29 protein-coding genes are annotated in these 25162 nt (G+C 24.6%); 9 read left to right on the top strand and 20 right to left on the bottom strand.

Translation table 11 applies throughout. The annotated features are described in order from the left end of the window. Positions 1–21: 21 nt before the first annotated feature. The 13 genes from ACYQ44_RS06950 to ACYQ44_RS06890 form a co-directional block, all read right to left on the bottom strand. Positions 22–600, bottom strand: a complete 579-nt coding sequence (locus ACYQ44_RS06950) for a hypothetical protein (RefSeq protein ID WP_459996231.1) — start codon at positions 598–600, stop codon at positions 22–24. Between the two features lie 12 nt (positions 601–612). Beyond that, on the bottom strand, positions 613–867 hold the full coding sequence (locus tag ACYQ44_RS06945; protein WP_459996230.1) for an SHOCT domain-containing protein: 255 nt from the start codon (positions 865–867) through the stop codon (positions 613–615). A gap of 16 nt (positions 868–883) precedes the next feature. Next, complete coding sequence (locus ACYQ44_RS06940; RefSeq protein ID WP_459996229.1) at positions 884–1462, bottom strand: hypothetical protein; 579 nt, start codon at positions 1460–1462, stop codon at positions 884–886. 14 nt (positions 1463–1476) lie between these two features. Further along, complete coding sequence (locus ACYQ44_RS06935; RefSeq protein WP_459996228.1) at positions 1477–1728, bottom strand: SHOCT domain-containing protein; 252 nt, start codon at positions 1726–1728, stop codon at positions 1477–1479. A gap of 13 nt (positions 1729–1741) precedes the next feature. Beyond that, complete coding sequence (locus ACYQ44_RS06930; RefSeq protein WP_459996226.1) at positions 1742–2176, bottom strand: SoxR reducing system RseC family protein; 435 nt, start codon at positions 2174–2176, stop codon at positions 1742–1744. A 35-nt stretch (positions 2177–2211) separates the two neighbouring features. After that, positions 2212–2409, bottom strand: coding sequence for an SHOCT domain-containing protein (locus tag ACYQ44_RS06925; RefSeq protein ID WP_459996225.1), 198 nt, complete (start codon positions 2407–2409; stop codon positions 2212–2214). 10 nt (positions 2410–2419) lie between these two features. Then, positions 2420–2707: an SHOCT domain-containing protein gene (locus ACYQ44_RS06920; RefSeq protein WP_459996223.1), complete on the bottom strand. Its 288-nt coding sequence runs from the start codon at positions 2705–2707 to the stop codon at positions 2420–2422. 15 nt (positions 2708–2722) lie between these two features. Then, the gene (locus tag ACYQ44_RS06915) at positions 2723–3106 is read right to left on the bottom strand and encodes a DUF302 domain-containing protein (RefSeq protein ID WP_459996222.1); all 384 of its coding nucleotides are present in this window, start codon (positions 3104–3106) and stop codon (positions 2723–2725) included. 90 nt (positions 3107–3196) lie between these two features. Then, entirely contained in the window at positions 3197–3427 is a 231-nt protein-coding gene (locus ACYQ44_RS06910; RefSeq protein ID WP_459996220.1) for a hypothetical protein, read from the bottom strand. Positions 3428–3432: 5 nt separating this feature from the next. Further along, complete coding sequence (locus ACYQ44_RS06905) at positions 3433–3750, bottom strand: ArsR/SmtB family transcription factor (protein ID WP_459996219.1); 318 nt, start codon at positions 3748–3750, stop codon at positions 3433–3435. Between the two features lie 25 nt (positions 3751–3775). Further along, positions 3776–4051 (bottom strand): metal-sensing transcriptional repressor, encoded by a 276-nt coding sequence (locus tag ACYQ44_RS06900; RefSeq protein ID WP_459996217.1) that lies wholly within the window; start codon positions 4049–4051, stop codon positions 3776–3778. Positions 4052–4073: 22 nt separating this feature from the next. Further along, positions 4074–4391: a heavy-metal-associated domain-containing protein gene (locus ACYQ44_RS06895; RefSeq protein ID WP_459996214.1), complete on the bottom strand. Its 318-nt coding sequence runs from the start codon at positions 4389–4391 to the stop codon at positions 4074–4076. Between the two features lie 25 nt (positions 4392–4416). Continuing rightward, a complete protein-coding gene (locus ACYQ44_RS06890; RefSeq protein WP_459996212.1) occupies positions 4417–6906 on the bottom strand; it encodes a heavy metal translocating P-type ATPase in 2490 nt (829 codons plus the stop codon). A 265-nt stretch (positions 6907–7171) separates the two neighbouring features. Between ACYQ44_RS06890 and ACYQ44_RS06885 the strand changes: the two genes are divergently transcribed. The 7 genes from ACYQ44_RS06885 to ACYQ44_RS06855 all read left to right on the top strand — a co-directional run bounded on the left by ACYQ44_RS06885 (position 7172) and on the right by ACYQ44_RS06855 (position 14524). Further along, complete coding sequence (locus tag ACYQ44_RS06885; protein WP_459996211.1) at positions 7172–7546, top strand: GntR family transcriptional regulator; 375 nt, start codon at positions 7172–7174, stop codon at positions 7544–7546. Beyond that, positions 7539–8306: an ABC transporter ATP-binding protein gene (locus ACYQ44_RS06880; protein WP_459996209.1), complete on the top strand. Its 768-nt coding sequence runs from the start codon at positions 7539–7541 to the stop codon at positions 8304–8306. Before ACYQ44_RS06885 ends, ACYQ44_RS06880 begins: the two co-directional genes overlap by 8 nt. Then, on the top strand, positions 8306–9052 hold the full coding sequence (locus tag ACYQ44_RS06875) for an ABC transporter permease subunit (protein ID WP_459996207.1): 747 nt from the start codon (positions 8306–8308) through the stop codon (positions 9050–9052). Before ACYQ44_RS06880 ends, ACYQ44_RS06875 begins: the two co-directional genes overlap by 1 nt. Positions 9053–9063: 11 nt before the next feature. Continuing rightward, positions 9064–10320, top strand: coding sequence for a DUF3887 domain-containing protein (locus ACYQ44_RS06870; RefSeq protein ID WP_459996206.1), 1257 nt, complete (start codon positions 9064–9066; stop codon positions 10318–10320). 13 nt (positions 10321–10333) lie between these two features. Further along, positions 10334–10660: a heavy metal-binding domain-containing protein gene (locus ACYQ44_RS06865; protein WP_459996205.1), complete on the top strand. Its 327-nt coding sequence runs from the start codon at positions 10334–10336 to the stop codon at positions 10658–10660. Positions 10661–11060: 400 nt separating this feature from the next. Continuing rightward, the gene (locus tag ACYQ44_RS06860) at positions 11061–12782 is read left to right on the top strand and encodes an ABC transporter ATP-binding protein (protein WP_459996203.1); all 1722 of its coding nucleotides are present in this window, start codon (positions 11061–11063) and stop codon (positions 12780–12782) included. Further along, on the top strand, positions 12782–14524 hold the full coding sequence (locus ACYQ44_RS06855; protein WP_459996201.1) for an ABC transporter ATP-binding protein: 1743 nt from the start codon (positions 12782–12784) through the stop codon (positions 14522–14524). The genes ACYQ44_RS06860 and ACYQ44_RS06855 overlap by 1 nt, the downstream gene beginning before the upstream one ends. 22 nt (positions 14525–14546) lie before the next feature. Here ACYQ44_RS06855 and ACYQ44_RS06850 read toward each other — a convergent pair whose 3' ends face one another. After that, positions 14547–16298 carry an HD domain-containing phosphohydrolase gene (locus tag ACYQ44_RS06850; RefSeq protein ID WP_459996200.1) on the bottom strand — a complete coding sequence of 584 codons (1752 nt, stop codon included), beginning with the start codon at positions 16296–16298 and terminating at the stop codon, positions 14547–14549. A gap of 42 nt (positions 16299–16340) precedes the next feature. Next, positions 16341–17579 carry a hypothetical protein gene (locus ACYQ44_RS06845; RefSeq protein WP_459996199.1) on the bottom strand — a complete coding sequence of 413 codons (1239 nt, stop codon included), beginning with the start codon at positions 17577–17579 and terminating at the stop codon, positions 16341–16343. A 652-nt stretch (positions 17580–18231) separates the two neighbouring features. Here ACYQ44_RS06845 and ACYQ44_RS06840 point away from each other — a divergent pair. Then, positions 18232–19362, top strand: coding sequence for an MFS transporter (locus ACYQ44_RS06840; RefSeq protein WP_459996197.1), 1131 nt, complete (start codon positions 18232–18234; stop codon positions 19360–19362). 33 nt (positions 19363–19395) lie between these two features. Here ACYQ44_RS06840 and ACYQ44_RS06835 read toward each other — a convergent pair whose 3' ends face one another. Both ACYQ44_RS06835 and trmB read right to left on the bottom strand, forming a co-directional pair. Beyond that, complete coding sequence (locus ACYQ44_RS06835) at positions 19396–19626, bottom strand: DUF3795 domain-containing protein (protein ID WP_459996196.1); 231 nt, start codon at positions 19624–19626, stop codon at positions 19396–19398. Continuing rightward, positions 19623–20567 carry a tRNA (guanosine(46)-N7)-methyltransferase TrmB gene (gene trmB / locus ACYQ44_RS06830; protein WP_459996194.1) on the bottom strand — a complete coding sequence of 315 codons (945 nt, stop codon included), beginning with the start codon at positions 20565–20567 and terminating at the stop codon, positions 19623–19625. The genes ACYQ44_RS06835 and trmB overlap by 4 nt, the downstream gene beginning before the upstream one ends. 309 nt (positions 20568–20876) lie before the next feature. On the opposite strand from trmB, the gene ACYQ44_RS06825 reads away from it, so the two are divergent. After that, positions 20877–22904 carry a methyl-accepting chemotaxis protein gene (locus tag ACYQ44_RS06825; RefSeq protein WP_459996192.1) on the top strand — a complete coding sequence of 676 codons (2028 nt, stop codon included), beginning with the start codon at positions 20877–20879 and terminating at the stop codon, positions 22902–22904. Positions 22905–22935: 31 nt separating this feature from the next. Here ACYQ44_RS06825 and rpsT read toward each other — a convergent pair whose 3' ends face one another. The 3 genes from rpsT to ACYQ44_RS06810 form a co-directional block, all read right to left on the bottom strand. After that, positions 22936–23214, bottom strand: a complete 279-nt coding sequence (rpsT, locus tag ACYQ44_RS06820) for a 30S ribosomal protein S20 (RefSeq protein WP_459996190.1) — start codon at positions 23212–23214, stop codon at positions 22936–22938. A gap of 31 nt (positions 23215–23245) precedes the next feature. After that, on the bottom strand, positions 23246–24442 hold the full coding sequence (metK, locus tag ACYQ44_RS06815; RefSeq protein ID WP_459996189.1) for a methionine adenosyltransferase: 1197 nt from the start codon (positions 24440–24442) through the stop codon (positions 23246–23248). Between the two features lie 125 nt (positions 24443–24567). After that, on the bottom strand, positions 24568–25162 hold a 595-nt coding region (locus ACYQ44_RS06810; RefSeq protein ID WP_459996188.1), incomplete at its 5' end, for a M23 family metallopeptidase.

Genomic DNA, 25162 nt, shown 5'->3' with positions numbered 1-25162 from the left:
TAAGGGTTGCACTTTAAAGATTTATTTATTTTCCATATTCATTTCATTTTTATCCTGTTGTTTGCTATTGGGTGAATAATTATAAGGACTATCCATCATATTATAATAATCATCATCTACCATTCCAGGGTAACCATATCCACCCATCATACCATAATATGGATTTCCTCTCATCATATTCATCATACCCGGATAACCATAACCTCCCATATTTCCAATCATTCCATCGTCTATCATCATATCTATCATATATTCTGGTATTGAATAAACTTTATTATCTAATTCTAAATAAACTACCAGTAATTCTTTTACATTTTCAAAATTAGTTATAATTATACCTTTCACTGAAATATTTTTATTTATATCTATTGGTAAATTGCCATACATCATTATCATTGGATTAATATCTAAAATATAATATTTTGATTCGTTTTCTCCTAAGATTTTTAGATTTTCTTTATCTATCTCTTTAATAGTTATAGAAACATCATTTATAGATACATCGTTCAAAATATTTTCTTCTAAACCAATATCGCCATGTGCAAAAACTAGTGACAAACTAATAATCATCATCACAAAAACTAAAAATTTTTCTTTCATTGTTTCGCCTCCTTATTCAATCAATTTCTTTTTTCTTATGTATTCTTCTTCAGTAATTTCGCCTTTAACAAATTTTTCATTTAATATTTTTAACAAATCTTCATTACTACTGATATTTTTTTCATTTTGTTTTGAAATATTTCCTTTAAATAAATTTTTGAACAAGAAATAAATTATTACTAAAAATAGAATCATAAATCCAAAGCCTACTAAAGAACCTATTATTCCTCCATATCCATAAAATCCACTCCAGCCCCAACATGGCATAATTTTCACCTCCTATTTAAAATATATTATATCTAAATCCTATTATCCAATTAATATTAAATTTATTATTAGTAATATTTTCGACATTATCTTTTATTCCAACTTCTATAATATATTTATTATCAAAAACTATCCCGCTACTTAGTACAACATCTATTTTCCTATAATCTTTAAAATTTTTAATTTTATTCTCTACTGAAATTCTAAATGGAATATATATATTATTATCTTTTTTATTATTTTTACTGATTATTCTTTTATAATACATCATATGCATCATTGGGAAAACAAATAAATTATTTGTTCTAAATCCTGTATCTACTATATCGATTCCAACTTTTAAATCATCTAAATTAATATTTTTATTTGGATATATTAAAATTTCACTAAAATCTTTTTTATAATAGTTATCAATAGCTAAAGGTATATTTGCATATAATGAAAAAATATTTATTTTACCATATATATCGAAATAATTTTTTGTTTCATCATTTAAATATGTTTTATTAATTGTTTCAAAAGAAAAATCTATTATATTACTAAACGATACTATTACAACACTCAAAATAGTAAACATTAATATTATTTTTTTCATAAAAGCACCTCACATTATTTAACAGCATCTAATCCACTAAGTAAAAGCTTTTTTTTCCTTATATATTCTTCTTCACTTATTTCACCCATAACAAATTTTTCATCTAGAATATTTAAAGCTTTATTTTTTTTATTTGATTCTTCTAATATAGGTTTTTTGTATTCTTCAATTTTTTCTTGATCGTTCATATGTTTATGATTCTCATTTGAATGATAATGCCTATTAAAAAAACCTCTTCCATGGAAACCAAAACCACCACATGACATTATTTCTCACCTCCTATACATTAAAAGTTTTATAAAACTCTATTTTTTCAATAATTTCCGGAACATATTTTATCTTTGCGATTTTATTATCATACAAATGTATAAAATAATATGATATCAACATACCTGTTAAACCTAAAATAAAAGATATTATTTCATTTAAACCTATTGTATAAACGAGAATAGTTATTATCACCATTAGGAATAAAGGAATTCCATACATTATAAATGCTGCTCTTGCTTCCAGTGAATCTATTTTTTTTATATATACAAAATCATTTTTATTTAAAGCTAGTTTTTTATTATTAATTGCTCTAATTTTTCTATTCGGATCTCCAGTCAAATTACATGAACCTTTTATTGCACAAGTACCACAATTTGCTGCCTCAAGAGCCTGTAAATAAACATATTCTTCATCTATATCAACTATTCTCATCAATTCGTTCATAATATCACCTCATTTTTTCATTCAATGAAATAATATCACTCGATAAGTTTCTTTTTTCTCAAATACTCTTCTTCAGTAATTTCACCATTAACAAATTTTTCATTTAATATTCTTAAAGCATCCTCTTTTGCACTATTTTTACTTTGTGTTTCAGTTAAATTTTTTACTGAATCTGGGTTTTTCATTACATACCATATTACTAATATAATTAAAAGAAATCCAAAAAACATCATATTACTCACCTCACTTTAAATTTTTTAATATTAATTCTTTTTTTCTAATATACTCTTCTTCACTAATCTCGCCTTTAACTAATTTTTCATTCAAAATTTTTAATATTTCATAATCTCCACTTTTTTTACTTTGAGACATATTTCTAATATCAAAGTTTCCATTAAAAAATACTTTTTTTACTATGAAATAAATCACAACAAGAAAAATTATTAGAAAAATAAAACTTATAAATGAACCTATTAATCCATATCCGTATCCATAAGGTCTAAAACCAGTCCAGCCCCAACCATGCATCATAATTTCTTACCTCCTTTATAGCCTATTAATTGCTTTTTTCAATGATTCTTCTATTTCTTTTGCAATTTCATATACCGCATCATTTTCTGTTGAACTCATTGCAATTGTAGGTTTTATTGCTGCCACTACTGTTTTTTCACCTTTTTCATAAACTATAACGTTACATGGTAAAAAAAGACCTACATTTTCTTCTGCTAATATTGCTTTATGTGCATTTTTAGGATTACATGCCCCAAGAATTGTATAGTGTTTAAAATCTATACCTAATTTTGCTTTAAACTTTTCATCGAGATCAATTCTCATTAAAATTCCAAAACCCTCTTTTTGTAATTCTTTATTCAATTTTTCAATTGCTTCTTCAAATTCATAATTTGTTTCTTTTAAAATTCCATATTTCATTTTTACTCCTCCTTTTTTTATTTTTTTGATACCCCCGTACGGGTGGGACAACTTTAGTATATCATACTTTCCTTAAAAATTCCTTAGAATTTATTCATTTTCTGAAATTAATTTTTCTATATAATTTATCTCTTCAACAACTTCATTTAATTTATTTACAACTACATTTACATTTAATCCTTTATCTTTACAGCTATCTTTTAAGCTACTCATTTTTGCACAACATATATCAAAACCAAAGTTTTTTAACTCATCAAACAATTTGTTGTCCATATCCATTATTTCTTTTAAGCTCATATTTTCATTTATTTTTGGTAACATAATATTCACTCCTTTCCATTTTTTATAATTTGATTGGATAATTCAATTTCTTTTTCTATAATACAATCAATATTATTAAATGTCTCAAAAATTTTTTCATATTTTATTTCACATAAAACATTATTATCCTTTTTTACTTTTTTTATTAAACCAGCATCTTCTAAAATTTTTAAATGTTGAGAAACATTTGATTGAGATAGTTTTAGCTCATTTATTATTTTTGATACATTACATTTTTCTTTATAAATAATATCCATTATTTTCAATCTTATTGGATTAGATAAAGCTTTTAAAATATTAGAAATTAACGTATACCTGTCCACTATTATCACTCCAAAATGACTATTTCTAGAAATTTTTATTTATATAATTCATTACCTCTTCTAATTCTTTTATTTTTATATTTATTTCTCTTGGATCACTTGAATATGCTGCATTTTTAACACAACTTTCAAGATGATTATTTAATATTTGTATATTTGCTTTTTTTAATAATGATACGGAAGCTAAAATTTGTCTTGAAATATCTATACAATATCTGTTATCTTCGACCATTTTTATTATTCCTTCAATTTGTCCTTTTGCTGTTTTTAAAATATTTAAACTTTTTTTATTATCGTACATTTTTTCACCTCATTTTGATTTATCAGTGGCAACAACCGCCTTTGTGTTTTTTATGATCTTTATGTTCCATATGATGTCCATGATGATGTTTTTCATGTTGATTATGATTATGTTCAATATGATGTTCTTCATCATCATTTTCTTTAATCTCTTTTATTTTATAACCTGCTTCATCTATCGCTTCTTTCAAAATTGAATCATCAATATTTTCGCCTTCTACCACCGCTTTTCCAATTTCAACTTTTATAATTTTTAGTCCTGAAATCTTTTCTAATTCTTTAGTTACATGCATAACACAATGATCACATGTCATTCCTTCAATAATAACTACTTTTTTCATTTTAACTCCTCCTTTTTTTTGTTTTTTAATTTTTTGGTTTAAAGGTTTTTAACCTTAAAGCGTTTAATAAAACAGAAACTGAACTAAACGACATAGCCGCTGCTGCAATCATAGGACTTAATAAAGGTCCTCCAAATATATGCAATACACCTGCTGCTATAGGAATACCTGCGGTATTGTAACCAAAAGCCCAGAAAAGATTTTGTTTTATATTTCTAATTGTTGCTTTACTTAATTGAATTGCTTTAACTACATCTTCAAGATCACTTTTCATAAGAATTATATCTGCTGATTCCATTGCAACATCTGTACCTGAACCTATTGCTATACCAACATCTGCTTGAGCTAACGCTGGTGCATCATTTATTCCATCTCCAACCATAGCAACAATATCTCCTTTTTGCTGAAGTTTTTTAACTTCATTGGCCTTATCTTGTGGAAGAACTTCTGCTAATACAATATCTATACCAACTTGTCTTGCTATCGCTTCTGCTGTTTTTCTATTATCTCCTGTAATCATTGCAACTTTAATTCCCATTTTATGTAATTTTTCTATTGCACCTGCACTTGATGGTTTCACAGTATCTGCAACAGCTATTATTCCTTCGAGAGTTCCATTTATTGCTATAAACATTGGTGTTTTTCCTTCATGGGCTAACTTATTTGCTTCTTCATTTAATGAAATTTCAATATTTTTATCTTTCATAAGTTTTAAATTACCCAAATATATATTCATTTTACCAATTTCTACTTCAATACCATGTCCTGGAATTGCCATAAATTTATTAATTTTCTTTAATTTTAAATTCTTTTCCTCTGCCGCTTTTACTATAGCCTCTCCCAATGGATGTTCCGATCCTTTTTCCGCTGAAGCTGCTATACTTAATAATTCATCTTTAGAATAAATTCCACTTGTATATATATCTGTAACTTTTGGTTTTCCTTCCGTTATGGTTCCTGTTTTATCAAAAACTATTGTTTTAATCTTATGTGTTGTTTCAAGTGGTTCTCCACCTTTTATTAATACACCATATTCTGCACCTTTACCTGTACCAACCATTATTGCTGTTGGTGTAGCTAAACCTAAAGCACATGGACAAGCAATAACTAAAACTGCTATAAATATTGTTAAAGCGAATATTCCACCTGCACCTGCTAAATACCATGCTATTGATGCCAGAATCGCTATTGCTATAACAATTGGTACAAAATAACCTGAAATAACATCTGCTAATTTTGCTATTGGTGCTTTTGATCCCTGAGCTTCTTCAACCAATTTAATTATTTGAGCTAAAGCTGTATCTTTACCAACCTTTGTGGCTTTAAATTTTATATTACCATTTTTATTTATAGATCCACCTATAACTTTATCTCCTATATTTTTTTCAACTGGAATACTTTCCCCTGTTAGCATTGATTCATCAACTGATGTATGCCCTTCAATAATAACACCATCAACAGGTATCTTTTCTCCAGGTTTTACAATAACAATATCTCCAACTTCCACTTCATCTACAGGAATTTCCAATTCTTTTCCATCTTGTAGTATTAATGCTGTTTTTGGTTGTAATCCCATTAACTTTTTTATAGCTTCTGATGTCTTTCCTTTTGTAACACTTTCAAGATATTTACCTAAAAGAATTAAAGTTATAATAACTCCTGCCGTTTCAAAATACAAATCATTTGCATATTGGGTATTACCAAAATAAATTTGAATAGTTCCAAACAATCCATAAATTATTGCTGCTGAAGTACCTATTGCTATTAATGAATCCATATTTGGACTTAATTTATATAAATTTCTAAATCCTATTGTATAAAATTTATAACCAGAAATTGCAATTGGGATAACCAATAATAATTGAATAAGCGCAAAATTAAATGGATTTACTTCTGGATTTACAAATTCTGGCAAGTTTGCACCTAACAAATGTCCCATTGAAATATATAATAATGGTATTGAAAAAATAGCTGAAACTACAAATTTTCTCCATAATGTTTTGATTTCTTTTTGACGCCTTTCTTTTTCAAAATCCACACTATCTTTTGAATCAACTTCAAGTGGTTTGTATCCTGCATTTTCTATTGCTTTTTTTATTTTTGATAATCTCGTAACAGTTGGATTATAAGAAACTATAGCTTTTTCTGTAGCAAAATTGACATTTACAGAAACAATTCCTTCAATTTTATTAATTTCTTTTGTTATCGCATTTGCACATGATGAGCATGTCATTCCTTCAATTGGAATAGTAACGGTTTTATAATCCACTTGCTCTTCTACATCATAACCAACATCTTTCACAACTTCTTTAATAACCTCTTCGCTAACTATGTTTGGATCAAATTTTAAAGTTAGTTTTTCAGTTGCAAAATTAACATTTACTTTTTCAATACCTTCTAATTTTCCAAGTTTTTTTTCAATTGCAAGAGCACACGATGTACATGTCATTCCAATTACATTAAGTTCTTTTTCAACTGCATTATTATCTTTTTTTAAAATTTCATTATCAACCATATAATCTCCTCCTTCTTTTTTATAACCCCTATGGTGGGGGGGTGGTACATCTCTAGTATATCCCTCTAATGTTTCTAAAAAATTGCATCTTTATTTCCATTTTGTTGTGAATATATGTATATTTAATTAAGCATTCTCTGTAAAAGTTTTATTTAATATTTAATCAAATATGAGGAAAATAATATGTATAGTATTATTTTTTTATATATGTTTTAGGATTGACATTTTTATACTGTAATAGTATAATATTACAGAGGTGATATGAATGTGGTTTTCTATAGATTTTCATTCGCATGTTCCAGTTTATGAACAAATAAAAGCTAAAATAAAAATGAAAATATTAAACAATGAGATTAGAAAAGGGGAATATATTCCTTCTATTAGAAATTTAGCTCAAATTTTAGGGGTAAATTTAAATACTGTAGCAAGAGCATATCGAGAACTAGAGCAAGAGAATATTATTAAATCAGTTAGAGGTAAAGGTTATATTGTTATTGGAATAGAAAAAAAAATTTTCTTAGATAAATATATAGAAAAATTTAGAAGAGATATTATTCAATTAAAGGAATTAAGAATAGAAAAAAATATATTAATAAATATTATAGAAAGTATATATAATGGAGGTGAAAATAATGATTAATATAGAAAATTTAACTAAGAAGTATGGTAATTTAATTGCTGTAAATAATATTACTTTTTCAGTAAATAAAGGGGAAATATTTGGACTATTGGGTCCAAATGGTGCAGGAAAAACAACTACAATAAAATGTATATTAGGTTTAAGAAAAAAAACAGCTGGAAATATTGAAATAAAAGGAAATATTGCATATTTACCTGAAAAAAAACAGCTTTATAAAAGTTTTACTATAGAAAAAATGATAAAAATAACAAATATGTTAACTAATGATTTTTCAATAAGGAAAGCTTATGATTTAATTAAATATTTTAATTTAGATTTAAAAACCAAAATATCTAATCTCTCACATGGAATGCTTACACAATTATATACATCATTAGTAATTTCTCAAAATGCAGACATATATATTTTTGATGAACCTACTTGGGGTTTAGATCCATTAATGAGAAACAAAGTTTTAGAATTAATAAGAGAATTATCATTTAACGGTAAAACTGTATTATATACAAGTCATATATTATCAGAAGTTGAAAAAATAGTTGATAGAGTAGGTTTTATGTCAAAAGGAAAAATTTTAGAATTAGATTATTTAGATGATATAAAAAATAAATATACAGCTATATCTCTTCCTAAAAATGAAAAAACAAAAGGATTTTTATGGAAAAGTTTAGAAAATGAAAACATATGGATAGTAAAAAACAGAGATGGAAATCCTATTACCATTGATGAAATATTTGAAGCTATTGTAAAGGGGGAATGGTAATGATAAAAGAATTTTTAGATATGAAAACTAGATCATTTGTTATATTAATAATAATTTTAATATTATTTTTTTCATTAGCACCATTTCAAAAAACTTTAATAGGTGTATTAGAGGAAAACAAAGAGGTTATTGAAATATATGCTAAAAAATTTGGATTTGATGGTATGATTTCTAAATTACATGAATGGAATTTTTTTATATTTTCTCAATGGTTCGGTAAAAATTTTGGTCAAATGATACCTATTTTTGCAATAATATTGGCATTTCCATTATTTTCTAGAGAAACAGAAAATGGAACAATAGAATTTTTACTTGTAAGAAAATCAAGAGATTATATTTTTTATTCAAAAACTTTTTCTAGCTTATTCATTGGATTTTTAATTATTATTATTGGAAGTATCTTACCAATTTTATACTCTTTTATTGCTGGAAAAGATTTTATGTATCAATATGCTCTAAAATTTATGATTCATGGATTATTTGCTGTTTGGTTTTGGAATAACATTACTGTGCTTTTTTCTACTTTATTTAATGATCAGGTAAAACCTATTATATCTTCTTTAGGATTATTAGCTATAACAACAGCTTTAGGTTTTTTGAAAAATTTGAAATGGCTAAATACATATGCATATATTTTAAACCTTAATAATGGAAATATAAATTGGGAGTATTCAATAAGTTTATTTGTTATAGGAGGGTTTACGATATTAGTTTCTTACTATATATTTAAATATAAAGAAATTTAGGGGGTGTTTTTATGAAAAAAATATTTGTATTTTTTGTATTAATTTTAACAATTATTTCATATGGGGAAAAATATCAAAATATCGCTATGAAATATTTAAATTATCTATATACAAAACAATTTGATAAAGCTATTGGAATTAGCACTAATATTATGAAAAATCAATTACCAGAAAAGAAATTAAAAGAAACCTGGGAAAGTATAGAAAATATATATGGTAATTTTAAAAACATTGAAAAAATAGATTTCGTAAAAAAAGGAGAATATTATGTATATATTATTACTACAAAATTTGAAAAAAATAAATTAGCTATTATTATTAGTGTAGATACATACGGGAAAGTTGCAGGTCTATTTTTTAATCAAGCACAAAATTATGATTATAATATTCCACTATATGCCAATACAAAAAAATTTAAAGAAAAGGATATCATTATAGGAAAAAAATGGAAGCTGAATGGGAAATTAACTATACCTAATGGTAATGGTCCTTTTCCTGCAATATTATTAATTCATGGTTCAGGTCCAAATGATATGGATGAAAGTATAGGACCTAATAAAGTATTTAAAGATATTGCATATGGTTTATCAAGTAATGGTATTGTTGTTTTAAGATATGATAAGAGAACAAAAGTATATGGTAATAAAATGAAAAATATAACTATAAATGATGAAGTTTTTGAAGATGTAAATTACGCTATAGATTATCTATCAAAATTAGATTATGTTAAAAACATATATATTGTTGGACATAGTTTAGGAGGATATTTAGCTCCATATATTGCAAAAAATAATCATCTAATCTCTGGTATAATATTAATGGCAGCACCTGGAAGACATTTAGAAAAATTAACCACCGAACAATTGAAATATTTAAAAAAATTTGAAAACGAGGATAATAAAAAATTGTATGATGATATTATTAAAAAACTTGAAAATATAGATAATTTATCAGACAATGAAATTATATTGGGTGCTCCAGTATATTATTACAAAGAATTAAGAAAATATAATCCTGTAAAATTTATTCCTGAATTAAATTTACCAATATTAATTTTACAAGGAAAAAGAGATTATCAAGTTACTGAAAAAGACTATAATATTTTAAAAAGTTTAGCAAAAAATTATGAGGCTCATTTATATAATAATCTAAATCATTTATTTATTTCAGGTAATGGTGATCCTAATCCATATGAATATTATAAAGAGGGACATGTTGATGAAACAGTTATAAAAGATATTATTAAATGGATAAATAAAATAAATTGAAAGGTGGGGGATTATGATAGTAACTACTGGTGAAAAAATTCCTGGATATGAAATAAAAGAAATTTTAGGTGTTGTAATAGGAAATACTGTTCAATCAAAACATTTAGGAAGAGATATTGCTGCAGCTTTTAAAACATTGGCTGGGGGCGAATTAAAAGGATATACTGAAATGCTTACAGAAGCAAGGAACACGGCATATGAGAGAATGCTTAATGAAGCTGAAAAACTTGGTGCTGATGGAATTATCAATGTTAGATTTTCAAGTTCTGCAGTAATGCAAGGAGCTGCTGAAATGTTAGTTTATGGTACTGCAGTAAAATTGATAAAAATAGAAAAATAAAATATTTATTAAAAAATTAACTTCATTGTGTTATTTTTTTAAGATATATTAAATTTATATAGAATTTTAATATTAATCACACTTAATTATATATATTTAATTATAATTGAAAATTTTCATCTTTTTTGAATATTAAATAATATGATATTATGTTATTGAATATAATAACGAGAGGAGGTTGTCACATGTTAATTAAAAGATTATTTGCACTCGCTTCATTTGATAGTGGGAGTAGTGTGCCTATATGTGATAACCTTGCTCACATCAATTATTATTGATGATAAAGAAATTATTTGGGCTATGGTTGTTACAATCATAGCCCATTTTTTATTTTTTGATAAAGGGGCTATTGTATGAACCAATAGTCCTTTTTTTATTTTAAAAATTAGGAGGTTATTTTATGAAAAAAATATTAAAATATGTATTTAATCAAAAAAATTATATTATCATAGCTTCAATTGGAATGATTGGTGGTATTATTGCTGAATTAGTTCTTCCATATTTAAATAAAATAGTAATAGATAATATTATTATAAATAAAGAAAAAGATTTACTATTTATAACTTTAATCAGCATATTTTTTATTACTATTTTTAGAGCATTAATGGGTTATGTTCAAGAATTTACCTTTGATTATGTAGGTTCAAGAATAAGTAAAGAATTAAAATATGATGTATTTAAACATATTCAAAGTCTTCCATTTAAATATTTTGATAAAACTAACACAGGAGAGCTAATGTCAAGAATAGGAGAAGATATTGATAACATTTGGATGGCTTTTGGTTTTGGTATAGGTTTAACTATAGAATTTTCATTATATTTTATTCTTGGTAGTATTGTGTTATTTTATTTAAACTGGAAATTAGCTTTAATCAGTTTAATATCTGCACCTTTTATTGCATATCTTGCAACCAAATTAGAAAAAGAAATAGGTAAAGCTTTTGATAAAATTAGTGATCAAACAGCTGTTATTAATACAACAGCTCAAGAAAATATTTCTGGTGTTAGGCTTGTTAAAGCCTTCGCAAGGGAAAAACATGAAATATTAAAATTTTTAAAATTAAATAATGAAAATTATAATTTAAATATTATGAAATCGCGAATTTGGGGTAAATATTTTCCAACTATTGAGTTTTTAGGTAATGTTTCTTTAATTTTAATTATTACAATTGGAGGTATGTATGTTATTAATGAAAATATATCTTTAGGTACATTGGTAGCTTTTAATGGATATATGTGGATGATTGTATGGCCTATGAGATTAATTGGATGGTTATCAAATATTTTATCCCAAGCAAATGCATCTGCTAAAAAAATTGAAAAAATTTTAAATGAAAAAGAGGAAAACTTTAATGGAATTAATTTGGAAAATGCCAAAGGTATTTTAGAATTTAAAAATGTTAACTTTAAATATGATAATGAATATGTTTTAAAAAATATTACTTTTAAAATTGAAGAAGGAAAAACTTTAGCTATTATGGGACCTACTGGTTCTGGTAAAAGCACATTGATTTCTCGATTTTATGAAATAGAAGATGGGGAAATTTTAATTGATGGTATAAATATAAAAGATATTTCTTTACACTCTTTAAGAAAGAATATTAGTTATATTTTCCAAGATACTTTCTTATTTTCAGAATCAATTAAAGAGAATATAAAATATGGAAAAGAAGATGCTACTGATAATGAGATAATAAATTCCTGTATTGAAGCACAAGCTCATGAATTTATTATGAAATTACCAGAGAAATACAATACCGTTGTTGGTGAAAGAGGTCTTGGTTTATCTGGTGGTCAAAAACAACGTTTAACTATTGCAAGGGGAATAATGAAACATTCACCTATAATAATTTTTGATGATGCTACATCAGCACTTGATTTGGATACAGAATATGAATTATTAAAAAGTATATATTCAAAAGAAAAACAAAATACAAAAATTATTATTGCACATAGAATTTCTGCAGTAAAAAATGCTGATGAAATTATTTTTTTAGAAAATAGTGAAATAATAGAAAGAGGTACTCATGATGATTTGTTAGAAAAAAAAGGTAAATACTATGAAATATTTAAAGAGCAATTTAAAGACTTTGAGGATTTAATAAGAGATGAGGTGATTTAATGTCTAAAATAAATACTATTTTAAGGATATTTTCATATTTAAAACCATTTGTTCCAAAAACAATATTTGTAATATTTTTAATGGTTGTCGTTATGGTTATAAATTTAATTAATCCATATTTTTTTAAGATTGCAATTGATACATATATTACAAATAAAAATTTAAATGGTCTGTTATTTATTGGATTAGTATTGGTTATATTAAATTTATTTGCTTTAGTTCTTTCAAGAATAAGAATAGTAGAGATGGGAAAGATTACTAATAAAATTGTGTTAAATATAAGGCATGAATTATATAATCATATTCAAAAATTATCCTTTTCATTTTTTGATAATAGACCTGTTGGAAAGATACTAGCAAGGGTTGTGAATGATGTAAATTCATTAGAACAATTATTTTCTAATAGTATAACAAGTTTAGTACCAGAATTATTAACTTTAATATTTGTTGCTGGAATTATGTTTTATATGAATTATAAACTGGCGTTAGCATCTATGATTATTTTGCCTTTATTGATTATTGGATTATTTTTAATAGAAGTTATTAGTAGAAAAAGATGGATGGATTATAGGAATAATAGGTCTGAATTAAATGCATTCACACATGAAGAGATATCAGGTATTAGAATTGTAAAATCATTTACCAGTGAAAATAAAACAAATAAAAAATTTAAGTTTTTAACAAATAAAATGATGAATTCTTTTGTAAGGGCTGTTAAAATAAATGATGGGTTTTGGGCGATGGTTTTTATATCCTGGGGTATAGGGAGCGTTTTAGTATTTTATTTAAGCGTAAAAATGATAGATTTAAATGAAGTAACAGTTGGAACAGTTGTTGCTTTTGTTGGTTATATTGGAATGTTTTGGAGACCTATTATGAATTTAAGTAATTTTTATAACTCTTTGGTCACAAATATATCTGCCGGAGAAAGAATTTTTGAAATATTGGACACAAAACCAGATATTATAAATCCCCAAAATGCCCAACTTATACCAAAAATAAAGGGTAAAGTAGAATTTAAAAATGTATATTTTTCTTATGACCAGGATGTTGTTTTGAATAATATATCGTTTAAGATTAATCCTGGAGAAACTATAGCATTAGTCGGTCCAACAGGTGCTGGAAAAACAACAATAGTAAATTTAATTAGTAGATTTTATGACCCTAAAAAAGGACAAGTATTAATAGATGGATATAATATTAAAAAAGTTGATTTATACTCATTAAGATCGCAAATGGGAATTATGCTACAAGATACATTTTTATTTTCTGATACTATAAAAAATAATATAAAATATGGAAAATTAGATGCTACTGATAAAGAAATTATTAATGCTGCTAAAGCTGTCCACGCTCATGAATTTATTATGAAATTAGAAAAAGGATATGATACTGATGTAAATGAAAGAGGCGTTAGATTATCTATAGGAGAAAGACAGTTAATATCATTTGCCAGAGCATTATTGGCAAATCCAAGAATATTAATTCTTGATGAAGCTACTTCAAATATCGATACACATACAGAACAATTAGTGCAAGATGGAATAAAATTATTATTAAAAGGGAGAACTTCATTTGTAATTGCACATAGATTATCTACTATTAGAAATGCTGATAGAATATTCTATATTGATAAAGGAAAGATTGTAGAAACAGGAAACCATTATGAACTAATGAATAAAAAAGGATTTTATTATAAACTATATATTTCTCAGTTTAAATTTTTAGAATTAGGAGCATAAAAAATAACCGGAAAAAATCCGGTTATTTTTCTATATCCTTTAAAATTTCATATAATTTTGAGCTATGCTGATTAATTTCTTCCCATAATTCTTTTATCTCTTTTTCATATTCTTTAAACACTTTTAAAACTTCTGGATTAAAATCATTTGGGTTTGTTCTATCATCACCATTAAGTATAATTTCCATTGCTTTTTCATGAGAAAAAGCTGGTTTGTAAGGTCTTTCTGAACGTAATGCATCATAAACATCCACAATAGATACAATAGCTGCACAAAGAGGAATATCATCGCCTTTTAATCCATATGGATATCCTTTGCCATTATGTTTTTCATGATGATATAATGCTATATTTTTTGCTATTTCAAATCTTGGAGAATTTCCTAATATTAAACCACCATAAATAGTATGTTTTTTCATTATTTCATATTCTTCTTCAGTTAATCTTCCTTTTTTATTTAAAATTTCTTTTGGAACCATTATTTTACCTATATCATGAAGAGGTGCATAATATTTTATTTTTTGAATATTTTCTTCTTTTACACCAAGTTTTTTTGCTATAAAAGCTGATAATTCTCCTACTCTGTTAACATGATTTCCTGTGTTTTCATCATAACCTTCTGCTATTATTGATAATTGTGTACTGAAATTTATATATGCTTCTTCTAATTCGTTATTTACTTTTTCAATTTCTTTATATGAAGATTCTAATTCTTCATTCATAGCATTTATTTCCTCGAATGATGACATGATATCTTCAGTCATTTTTTGATATTCTATCATTAATTCATTTATTTCCTTAATCTCACATTTTTCCATAATTTTATCATATTCAAGATATCTTGTTTTCTGAAATTTTTTCATATTATCCAGTATAATTTCAAAAGGTCTAGATATTTGTTTTGAAACCTGATGTGCTTTTTTTGATATAAAATATAAAATAATGCTTAAAGCTATAATAAACATTATTATATTAATTAACATATTATTTTTAAATAAACTAAAATCTAACTTAAGCACTATTCCTATAGGTCTAAAAAGAGTCTTTTCATCTTCATATTTCCATATACTGTAGAAATTAATTCCATTCATATTTTCAATGATTATTTCTTTTTCTGTATCAAAAACTTGCATTAAATAATTAGTGTCTTCTTCACTTAATTCTGGGAATTTATCAGATAAGCTTTCAAATGAATGAGTGCATATATTTATATAACTTATAAAATCATATTTTTCTTTCAAATATGCTAAATTATTAATTATATTTTCAATTTTTCCAATAGGTAACATTGTTTTTAGCATATAAAAATTATCATTTAATTTCAAATAAACATTTCTAATAAGAGTTTTAGAGGTTAAATCTAATTCTATAAAATAATCAAAATTACTTAATTCTTTTAATTTATTTTGTATTTTAAAATCAATATTATTCATTTCAACCTTTGTTATGGTTGCTTCTTCTCCTAATCTTTTATTTACATACATAAAATCTAATATTTTCTCATCTAAATTTTCTTGATCTGTTTTTAGATATTCTATAAACATATCTAAACCCGTATAGTATCTTTCATCATAATCATATATAGTGCTATATAATGAATTAAACGTTATACTTACAAGTTGTTTAGCATTTTCTCTAAAAGAGTTCTCAATTTTTTTAAAATTAAAATAACTCATAAATGTTATAACAATCAAAACTGCTATTATACCAGTTATAACAATAGTTATGATATTTTTTGAAATCAAATGATATAAAGTTATTTTATTTTTTTTCATATTATTACCCTCCTAAAAGGTTTATATATAAATTATAACATATTATTTCATAAAATCATTAAGTCTTCCGTCTAGATTTGAATATAATATTATTCCTGAAATACCTTCTTCGCTTTTTTGATATCCCACAGATAAAATAGCTTTATTATTTATTAATTTAGAATTTAATATTCTTTCATCATATATTTCTCCATAATAATTTTCTTTTAATAATACACCATCATTTTTATTAATAAAAACTAAAAATCCGTCAAAATCATTATTATTTTCAAGTGCATATCCTGAAATATAAATATTATCATTATAAATAAATGAATCTAAGCCTCTTGATGATTTTTTTAATAAATAATCTTTTCTCCATAATTCATTAAAGTTTTTGTCTATTTTTATTACAAGTAATTTCCAAGGGAAATTATTTAATGTTGTGCTATAACCAACTATATAAAAATTATTATCATCTTTTAAAATGGTATATCCAATTTCATTTAATTGCTCTTTACCATATTTTGTTATAGTATAGTTGTTGTAATTAAGTTTATTTAATTTTATTAAAAATATGTTTTTATTATTATTTGCAGTAGAGTTGGTATAACCTATTAAATATATAAAATCTCTGTCAGGAATTAAATTTGTTATTATTTCATCATTATACCAATTAATTTTAAATTCATTTAACTTCTCAATTTTTTTATTAATTTCCATAAAATATCCAGTTTTCTTTGAATTTTCTATGATATATCCTACTATATATATATTATCAAACATATCTTTTTTTATATTAAAGAATTCGCCGTTTTTTTCAAATGTTTTTGATTTTAATAATTCTCCAGTATTACTAATTATATAAATAACTGGTTTAAAGTCCTGAGTTCCGACTATATAAATATTATTGTCAATAAGTTCAGCTTTGTATACTTTTGTATTAGAAGATACGGAAATTTCTTTTTTGGATATAATATTTCCTGATAAGTTCATTGTAATAATTAATAAGTTATTATTTATTTTTTCATTTTGTCCGATTATATATATTTTTTCTTTTGAATATAATATATCCTTTAAAATTACGGATTTTCCATCAGTTATGATTTTAAACCATGTTTTTACTATTACGTTTTTATCTTGATTATAAACATCTATATTTATTATCTCTTCTTTTTGAGTATCTTTCTTTTCTATATTTAGGTTTTTTGTTATTTTTGTTGTTGATCTTTTTATATAATAAATATCAAATAAAAATAACATTAATATACTTATTAAAATAAACAACAATATTTTTTTCATTTTTATTCTCCTTTATATATATTATTTATAGGTGTAGGTGCTATAGTGATGTTGTTTGTTGTTAAGTTAATAGAATCATTTATTTATGTATATTATATAATGTTCAAAAACACAAAATAAAAATTTGATTTATAAAATTTTTTTTGTTCATAAAATTTATATAGAACAAATATACTATATTTATTGTTGTTAACTATTTTTTAGTTGTAAAATAAAAAACTTTCAACGTCATTAGTTCATATTTTTGTTATTAAATAATATTTATAAACACGAGAAGTTCATAATATTATCAACAAAAATATGAGTTATCAACATTTTGTGTTGTTATCTTTTATAGTCACTATTTAATAAGCATTTTAGATATTAACTATAGTTGATAATTATTAACTGTTCTGTTATATTATAACATATTAAGTTTATAACAATTATTTAGAAACAAATTTTAATATATATATATATCAAAAAAGTGATTAACAATTAATATTTACACTAAAAATTTTTTTCATAAATATTAAAGTTTGATTTAGAAAGTTATTTAGAAAAAACTATTATCATTAAGTTAAACCTCGAGTAAAGATTATACACAGCATCTTAATGTAAATAGTTTAAAGTAAATAGGAAAATTAGAATAGATAATGGAGGTCGATTTATATTGAAAAATAGTAAATTAAAGTTTATACTTGCATTGCCATTTTTGCAAGTTTTTGTTCAAGTAGGTATAGCATCATCATTTCCTCAATTAACTGAAATATTTGGTTCAACAATGCTTGCAAGTACATTTATAGGTATAACTCCATTAGTATCAATATTATTTGGTTCTTTTTGGGGAAGGATATTAGAAAAGCAAGGCGAAAGTAAAACATTTTTATATTCTATGGCTTTATGGAGTTCAGCTATTTATTTATCTGGAATATCTTTAAAAATTCCTGTTTTAGCAATAATTTTTCGTGCTATCCAAGGTATTGCAGACTCAGCTTTGTTTGCAAATGCTTTAACAGTTGTATCTAAATCAAATTTATCAGCTAAAGAACAAACTAAGTACTTTGGGTTAATTGAATTCTTAGCAAGTTTTGGTGCTGTTATGGGTCCATTGATAATTGGTACAGGATTTATATATATGTCATATTATGTATTAATGACAGTTGGTATAATCTTATTTATAGCAACATTATTTGTATATAAACAATTGCCAGTTATAGAAATCAATTCAGAAAAAAGTCTAAAACAGGTTACAAAATTTTCTCCAAGAATATTTTTAGCAGCATTTTTTGGAATACTAACTTTAGCAATAATAGTTGGTTTTCAAGCAACTATGCCTTTGTTTATTGAAAAAAATATTAACAATCCAATTTTAGGAAAGATATATATTTCAATATTTTCAATATCATTAATGATGGGAAATCTCTTTAAACATAAAATTAGTGGAGTAAAAATTTGGATACCATTGGCAACATTTATTATTTTGATATTATCAATATTTGCAAACACAATTTCAACGATTTTATTTTTAGTATTAATAGTTATTTCAGGATTATTTTTAGGATTATCATTGACAATGAGTAGTGAATATGCCTCTTATTTATCAGTTGGTTTTGAAGAAAAAGGTATGGCTGTATTTTCAGCATTTAGAATAAGTGGAAATTTCTTTGGACCATATTTGTCATTGTTTTATTCTATGGGTGGAATGAACTTCTTTATTTTAATATTGTCTATAATTAGCCTTGTTTCAACATTGTTTTTATTTAATTTTAATAAAATTTATAATAAGGTTGAAGAAATATAATATTAGCCTCCATTTATTGGAGGCGTTATTTTTTTATTTAGTATTTATACCTATATTTCTTATTTTGCATTCATAACAATATTTGAATAAAATTTTCTTATTTTTACAACCTAAACATTTAATATCCTCTATAGTTAAAGGATTTTCTTCGGTATTATATTTTTTTACTAACTCCATTTTTAAATTATAATCATTGTTTATAGTAGCAACATATACAGGACATTTGCTACAATCAAAACCACAATAAGAATATAAATTTTTCATTTTTCTATTATTTCAGCAATTTTATATACGGAAAATTTTACAGCAGGTGTTCTATAGGGAATAGTAGTTGAATCTAATTTAACAAGCCAATCTTTAGTTTTTTTATAAATAGAAATATAATATTGTTGCATAAAATCATCATCCGTTGAAACAACCCTTAATAAATATCTATCATTTAGTAAATCTTCATAAATAGAATTTACTGTAAAAGATAGGTTATTTTCTTTTATGTATTTATCTTTTAAATCTTTTAATTTTTCTATATCAATATCTTTTATATTTTTATGTGGCAATTCACTCACCCCTTCTAATATTCTATTAATTTTATAATCTTTAATCTTTTTAGCAATAAACAGATATTTCTTCCTTCCTTCTTTGTCCCATTTTAATTCATATTTTGTTTTTATAGGTCTTTCAAAATTTTCTATTATATCATACTCCTCAAAAAATTCTGAATCTTTAAAATTATTATATACTTCATGTGCATACCAATCAACATCAGTTGCTAACTCTATTGTTCCACCTTTTTTTAAAACATCAGCAAGAGTATTTATAAACGATTTTATAAAAATTCTTCTTTCTTTATGTCTTTGTTTTGGCCATGGACATGGAAAGTTAACTATTAATTTTGAAATAGAATTTGAAGGAAATAATTCTCTAATTAATAATCGTGCATCACCTTGAATAACACGTGCATTTTTTATATTGTTTTTATAAAATTTTACTTGAGCCTTATATAAAGCTGTTAAAGATGTTTCAAAACCTATAAAATTAATATCAGGATTTTCTTTTGCAAGTGCAGCCATATATTCTCCACTTCCAAACCCAATTTCAACATATATTTTTCTTTTATTACCAAAAATTTCATTCCATTTTAATGGATATATATCATAATACTGGGGTTTAATAAAATATTTTAATACCCCAATTTTATCATGCATTTTTTTTCCTCCTTTGAAAAAGGTTATTATTTATTATGATATCATATTTTAATGAAAGCATTGTATTTATAGTGTAAAAATAAGTTAGTTTCAAATAGTATAGATAAAGAAAAAATCTAATTTTGTTGTTCATATTGATGATCTTATAATAGATATAACCTGATTGTAACTTTTTATTTTTAATAAAATTTAATTAAATTAATCTCAAATTTGTAATTTTGTCAATTTGTTTTTTTATGTTATAATTAATAAAAAAACATTACTATAATATTAGTATTTTTTTAACAATAACAAAGGAGGAATCTTAAGATGAAAATAAAAACAAAAATGTTTTTAATGATTGTAATCGGTATTATTGTATTTCTTATTATAGGTTTTTTTATGATTAATGAAATTAAATTATTAAAATTAGAATGGTACGATTATGTGGATACTATAACGAAAAGACAAATTATTTTATCAGATATAAAAGAACAATATGGATATGGCGGGGGAATTCATTTATTTAAAAATTATGTTTTAAGAGGTAATGAAAAATATGTTTCGACATTTCTTGAAAAAGAAAAACAAGTTTTAAATGATTTTGAAGAATACAAAAAAATTCCAAATGTAACAGAAGAAGAAATAAAAAATCTTGAAATAATAAAAAATACTTTTGAATTATATGGAAAAAATATTAAATTAGCTGTAGAATTGAAAAAACAAGGTCTTTCAATATCTGATATAGACAATAAAATAAAAATAAATGATACACCAGCATTAAATGCATTTGAGGAATTAGAAAAAATTAATGATAATTTAACTAACAATAAAACCAATGAATTTGAGAAATCTATATTAAAATTAGAAATTATAATTGTAGTTATTTCTATATTCATAATTTTAAGTTTGATAGTAATATATATTTTTATTTCGAAAATACTAAAACCATTATATTCCGTAAAAAATAAATTGTTTGAATTATCTCAAAGTGGCGGAGATTTAATTAGTAAATTGGAATATAAATTTGAGGATGAAATAGGTGAGATTTCAAAATATTTCAATAATTTTATTACATCGTTTAGAGTTTCATTAATTAACTTTTTTAATAAATTCAGAAATAATGTGGTTCAATTTAATTTTATACATAGAGAGCTTAAAAACTTCGATGATGTTTTTAAGAATGCAAATAAATCTTTATTAAAAAATGAGGAGTCATTAAATACAATTACCGGTTATATTGAACAACAGAATGCGAGTACATTTGAAATTTCTGATAATATTCAGAGTTTGGCAAATACAGCTGTTGAATTAAGTGGAGTTGCTCATGAGATAAATGAAATAGCTAAAAGAGGTAAAAATGGTCTTGATAAAGTTAATAAAACAATGGATGAAATATCTAAAAATATGATACCAATTGTTAAAAAGGTAAAAGAAGTTTCTAAAAAAGCAGAAATAATAAATGATGTTGTTGAAGCAATAACTGGAATTTCTGAACAAACAAATTTATTAGCATTAAATGCAGCAATTGAAGCTGCAAGAGCGGGAGAAGCTGGAAAAGGTTTTGCAGTAGTAGCAGATGAAATAAGAAAACTTGCTGAGGAAAGTAGAAAAGCAGCGGAAAGCATAAGGGATAATCTTGGAGATGTAATGGATGGTGTTAATGAAACATCATATATGGTAATGGGAATGTCAAAAAATATAGATGTAATTGCAGTTATAAATAAAGATACAACGGAAAAGTTGTTTGAATTAATTAATTCAGTGGATAAAATATCAAATTATTCTGATAATCTTGCAGCTAGTGCTCAGGAACAAGGCGCATCAGTTGAAGAATTAACAGCATCTTCTCAAAATATAACGGAATTAATTAATTTATTAAAAGAGAATATGGATAAGATAGTAGAAGAACAAAATGTTATTGAAAATAGAAATTCAGAATTATTGAATAAAGTAGAAAGAGAATCTAACAAATTAATAGAAACTATTAATATGTTCTCCTCATTTAAATTATTTACCAAAAAAGATTTGATAACAGAATTAGAAAATGCAAAAAAATTACACAAAGATTGGATTGAAAAATTTAAACAATCAGCAGAAAATGATTTGAAATTATTATTAGAAGATAATCATGAAAAATGCGCATTTGGTATTTTAATTAAAATCATTTCAAATAACATTCCTGATGAAATAAAAAATATTTGGAATGAAATAGAAAAATTGCATAAAGAATTACATGAATATGCTAAAGAATTTGAGTATAAAAATAAAGATAAAAATATGAAATTATTAAGTGATGCAGAAAAGATATCAAAAGAGCTTATGAAATTAATAGATATTGCAATATCAAAAATATAATAAAACCCCCGGCAATGTGCTGGGGGTTTTATTAAGCTTCTTCGCCTAAGTATTCTTTAACTTTTTTTGTTAATCTAGCTTTTTTTCTAGAAGCGTTATTTCTGTGAATAACACCTTTTTTAGCAGCTTTATCGATTACAGAAAATGCATTACTTAATAATTCATTTAAAACTTCTTTTTCTTTTTTCTCTTCAATAGCAATTAACACCTTTTTAATTGAGTTTTTAACTCTTGTTTTATAAGCTTTGTTTCTTAATCTTCTTTTTGATGTTTGTCTCACTCTTTTTTTAGCTGATTTAATATTTGGCACTTTGATTTTCCTCCTTTATATTATTTTATTATTATAATCCAAATGCGGTTTTTAAGTCATTAACTTTATCTGTTCTTTCCCATGGGAATTCTACATCAGTTCTTCCAAAATGACCGTATGCAGCAGTTTTTTTATAAATTGGTTTTAATAAATCTAGATTTTTAATAATAGCTCCAGGTCTAAAATCAAACATTTCAGTAACCACTTTATATAATTTATCTTCATCAACTTTTGCAGTTCCTTTAGTATCAATTAATATTGAAACAGGTTTTGCAACACCAATAGCATATCCTAGTTGAATCATTACTTCATCAGCTAATCCAGCTGCAACAATATTTTTTGCAACATAACGAGCCATGTAATGAGCTGATCTATCTACTTTTGTTGGATCCTTTCCAGAAAATGCTCCTCCTCCATGTGGTACCCAACCACCATATGTATCAACAATAATTTTTCTACCAGTTAAACCTGTATCAGCATGTGGTCCTCCTAATACAAATCTTCCTGTAGGATTTATTAGAATTCTAGTATTTTCTGTTAATAAATTTTCTGGTATAATAGGTTTAATTACATGTTCAACTAAAGCTTCTCCAATTTTTTCTAAAGTAACATCTGGTTCATGTTGAGTAGAAATTAAAATAGTTTCAACTTCTACAGGTTTTCCGTTTTCATCATATTCAACTGTAACTTGAGTTTTTCCATCAGGTCTTAAGAAGTCTAAAGTTCCATTTTTTCTAACTTCTGTTAATCTATATGCTAATTTATGAGCCAAAACTATTGGTAATGGCATCATTTCAGGAGTTTCATTTGTAGCATAACCAAACATAATACCTTGGTCACCAGCACCAATTTTTTCATATGGATCTTCCTCTTTTATTTCTCCTGTTTTTGCTTCTAAAGCCTTATCCACACCCATTGCTATATCAGGTGATTGTTCATCAATTGAAACTAATACAGCAGATGTTTCACCATCAAATCCGTATTTTGCTCTTGTATATCCAATATCCAATATTGTTTGTCTTACTATTTTTGGTATATCAACATAAGCTTTTGTTGATATTTCACCAGCAATCATTGCAACACCAGTTGTAACTAAAGTTTCAACTGCAACTCTTGAAAACGGATCTTTTTCTAATAAAGCGTCTAAAATTGCATCAGAAATTTGGTCTGCAACTTTATCTGGGTGTCCTTCTGTAACACTTTCGCTTGTAAAAAGTCTTTTTTTCAATTTGCTTCCTCCTTTATATCAATTTTATATATTTTAATCGATATCCGAATTATTATTATACCAGAAATATACATCAATACACTTATAAAAAATTAATTTTAAAATAAAATCTATTGTATTTTAAGTTACATTTCTTTTACCAAAACTAATTTATATATTTTTACAGTTCCCCATATATCTTCTAATATTAATTCAGCTGGATTTCTGTCTTTAAGAGTAAATGCGATTTCATTCCATCTATTAACTTTTATAGGAGTAATAAAAGATGACGAATATAATTTAATCCAATAAGTAAATATATTGGATCCATATCCAAATACAGCATTTGCAGAATACATTTCATCAGCTCTTATTGCATCAAATTCTATTTCATATACTAACTCATCATTTACACGTAAAGAAATTTTTCTAGGTATAATTTTAGTATTGTTTCCTAATTTTTCGTGAGTTTTAACCTCCAATTTTGGTAAAGTTGCAAATGGTATTTCTGTAACTTGATCTTCTAAAAGTTTAAAAGTTCTATTATTTGATCTTATTTCTAAAGCTTCTAATTTCCTTGGTCTCATTTCAATATAATCTACAAATTCAAGAGCATCTCTAACAATTTCTATTTCATCATTTCCAGATTTCTTAATTTCTCTAACTTCAAAATGAATATGTGGTATTTCTGCTTCCCCAGTTTTACCAGAATAAGCTATTTTTTCGCCTTTTGAAACACGA

The sequence above is a fragment of the Marinitoga arctica genome (assembly GCF_054657315.1).
This window is presented reverse-complemented; position numbering and strand designations above follow the sequence as displayed.

Bases quoted from the DNA above. Each gene is read 5' to 3' on its own strand.
- ACYQ44_RS06950 (WP_459996231.1), bottom strand. From the start codon at position 600: ATGAAAGAAAAATTTTTAGTTTTTGTGATGATGATTATTAGTTTGTCA.
- ACYQ44_RS06945 (WP_459996230.1), bottom strand. From the start codon at position 867: ATGCCATGTTGGGGCTGGAGTGGATTTTATGGATATGGAGGAATAATA.
- ACYQ44_RS06940 (WP_459996229.1), bottom strand. From the start codon at position 1,462: ATGAAAAAAATAATATTAATGTTTACTATTTTGAGTGTTGTAATAGTA.
- ACYQ44_RS06935 (WP_459996228.1), bottom strand. From the start codon at position 1,728: ATGTCATGTGGTGGTTTTGGTTTCCATGGAAGAGGTTTTTTTAATAGG.
- ACYQ44_RS06930 (WP_459996226.1), bottom strand. From the start codon at position 2,176: ATGAACGAATTGATGAGAATAGTTGATATAGATGAAGAATATGTTTAT.
- ACYQ44_RS06925 (WP_459996225.1), bottom strand. From the start codon at position 2,409: ATGATGTTTTTTGGATTTCTTTTAATTATATTAGTAATATGGTATGTA.
- ACYQ44_RS06920 (WP_459996223.1), bottom strand. From the start codon at position 2,707: ATGATGCATGGTTGGGGCTGGACTGGTTTTAGACCTTATGGATACGGA.
- ACYQ44_RS06915 (WP_459996222.1), bottom strand. From the start codon at position 3,106: ATGAAATATGGAATTTTAAAAGAAACAAATTATGAATTTGAAGAAGCA.
- ACYQ44_RS06910 (WP_459996220.1), bottom strand. From the start codon at position 3,427: ATGTTACCAAAAATAAATGAAAATATGAGCTTAAAAGAAATAATGGAT.
- ACYQ44_RS06900 (WP_459996217.1), bottom strand. From the start codon at position 4,051: ATGTACGATAATAAAAAAAGTTTAAATATTTTAAAAACAGCAAAAGGA.
- ACYQ44_RS06895 (WP_459996214.1), bottom strand. From the start codon at position 4,391: ATGAAAAAAGTAGTTATTATTGAAGGAATGACATGTGATCATTGTGTT.
- ACYQ44_RS06890 (WP_459996212.1), bottom strand. From the start codon at position 6,906: ATGGTTGATAATGAAATTTTAAAAAAAGATAATAATGCAGTTGAAAAA.
- ACYQ44_RS06885 (WP_459996211.1), top strand. From the start codon at position 7,172: ATGTGGTTTTCTATAGATTTTCATTCGCATGTTCCAGTTTATGAACAA.
- ACYQ44_RS06880 (WP_459996209.1), top strand. From the start codon at position 7,539: ATGATTAATATAGAAAATTTAACTAAGAAGTATGGTAATTTAATTGCT.
- ACYQ44_RS06875 (WP_459996207.1), top strand. From the start codon at position 8,306: ATGATAAAAGAATTTTTAGATATGAAAACTAGATCATTTGTTATATTA.
- ACYQ44_RS06870 (WP_459996206.1), top strand. From the start codon at position 9,064: ATGAAAAAAATATTTGTATTTTTTGTATTAATTTTAACAATTATTTCA.
- ACYQ44_RS06865 (WP_459996205.1), top strand. From the start codon at position 10,334: ATGATAGTAACTACTGGTGAAAAAATTCCTGGATATGAAATAAAAGAA.
- ACYQ44_RS06860 (WP_459996203.1), top strand. From the start codon at position 11,061: ATGAAAAAAATATTAAAATATGTATTTAATCAAAAAAATTATATTATC.
- ACYQ44_RS06855 (WP_459996201.1), top strand. From the start codon at position 12,782: ATGTCTAAAATAAATACTATTTTAAGGATATTTTCATATTTAAAACCA.
- ACYQ44_RS06850 (WP_459996200.1), bottom strand. From the start codon at position 16,298: ATGAAAAAAAATAAAATAACTTTATATCATTTGATTTCAAAAAATATC.
- ACYQ44_RS06845 (WP_459996199.1), bottom strand. From the start codon at position 17,579: ATGAAAAAAATATTGTTGTTTATTTTAATAAGTATATTAATGTTATTT.
- ACYQ44_RS06835 (WP_459996196.1), bottom strand. From the start codon at position 19,626: ATGAAAAATTTATATTCTTATTGTGGTTTTGATTGTAGCAAATGTCCT.
- trmB (WP_459996194.1), bottom strand. From the start codon at position 20,567: ATGCATGATAAAATTGGGGTATTAAAATATTTTATTAAACCCCAGTAT.
- ACYQ44_RS06825 (WP_459996192.1), top strand. From the start codon at position 20,877: ATGAAAATAAAAACAAAAATGTTTTTAATGATTGTAATCGGTATTATT.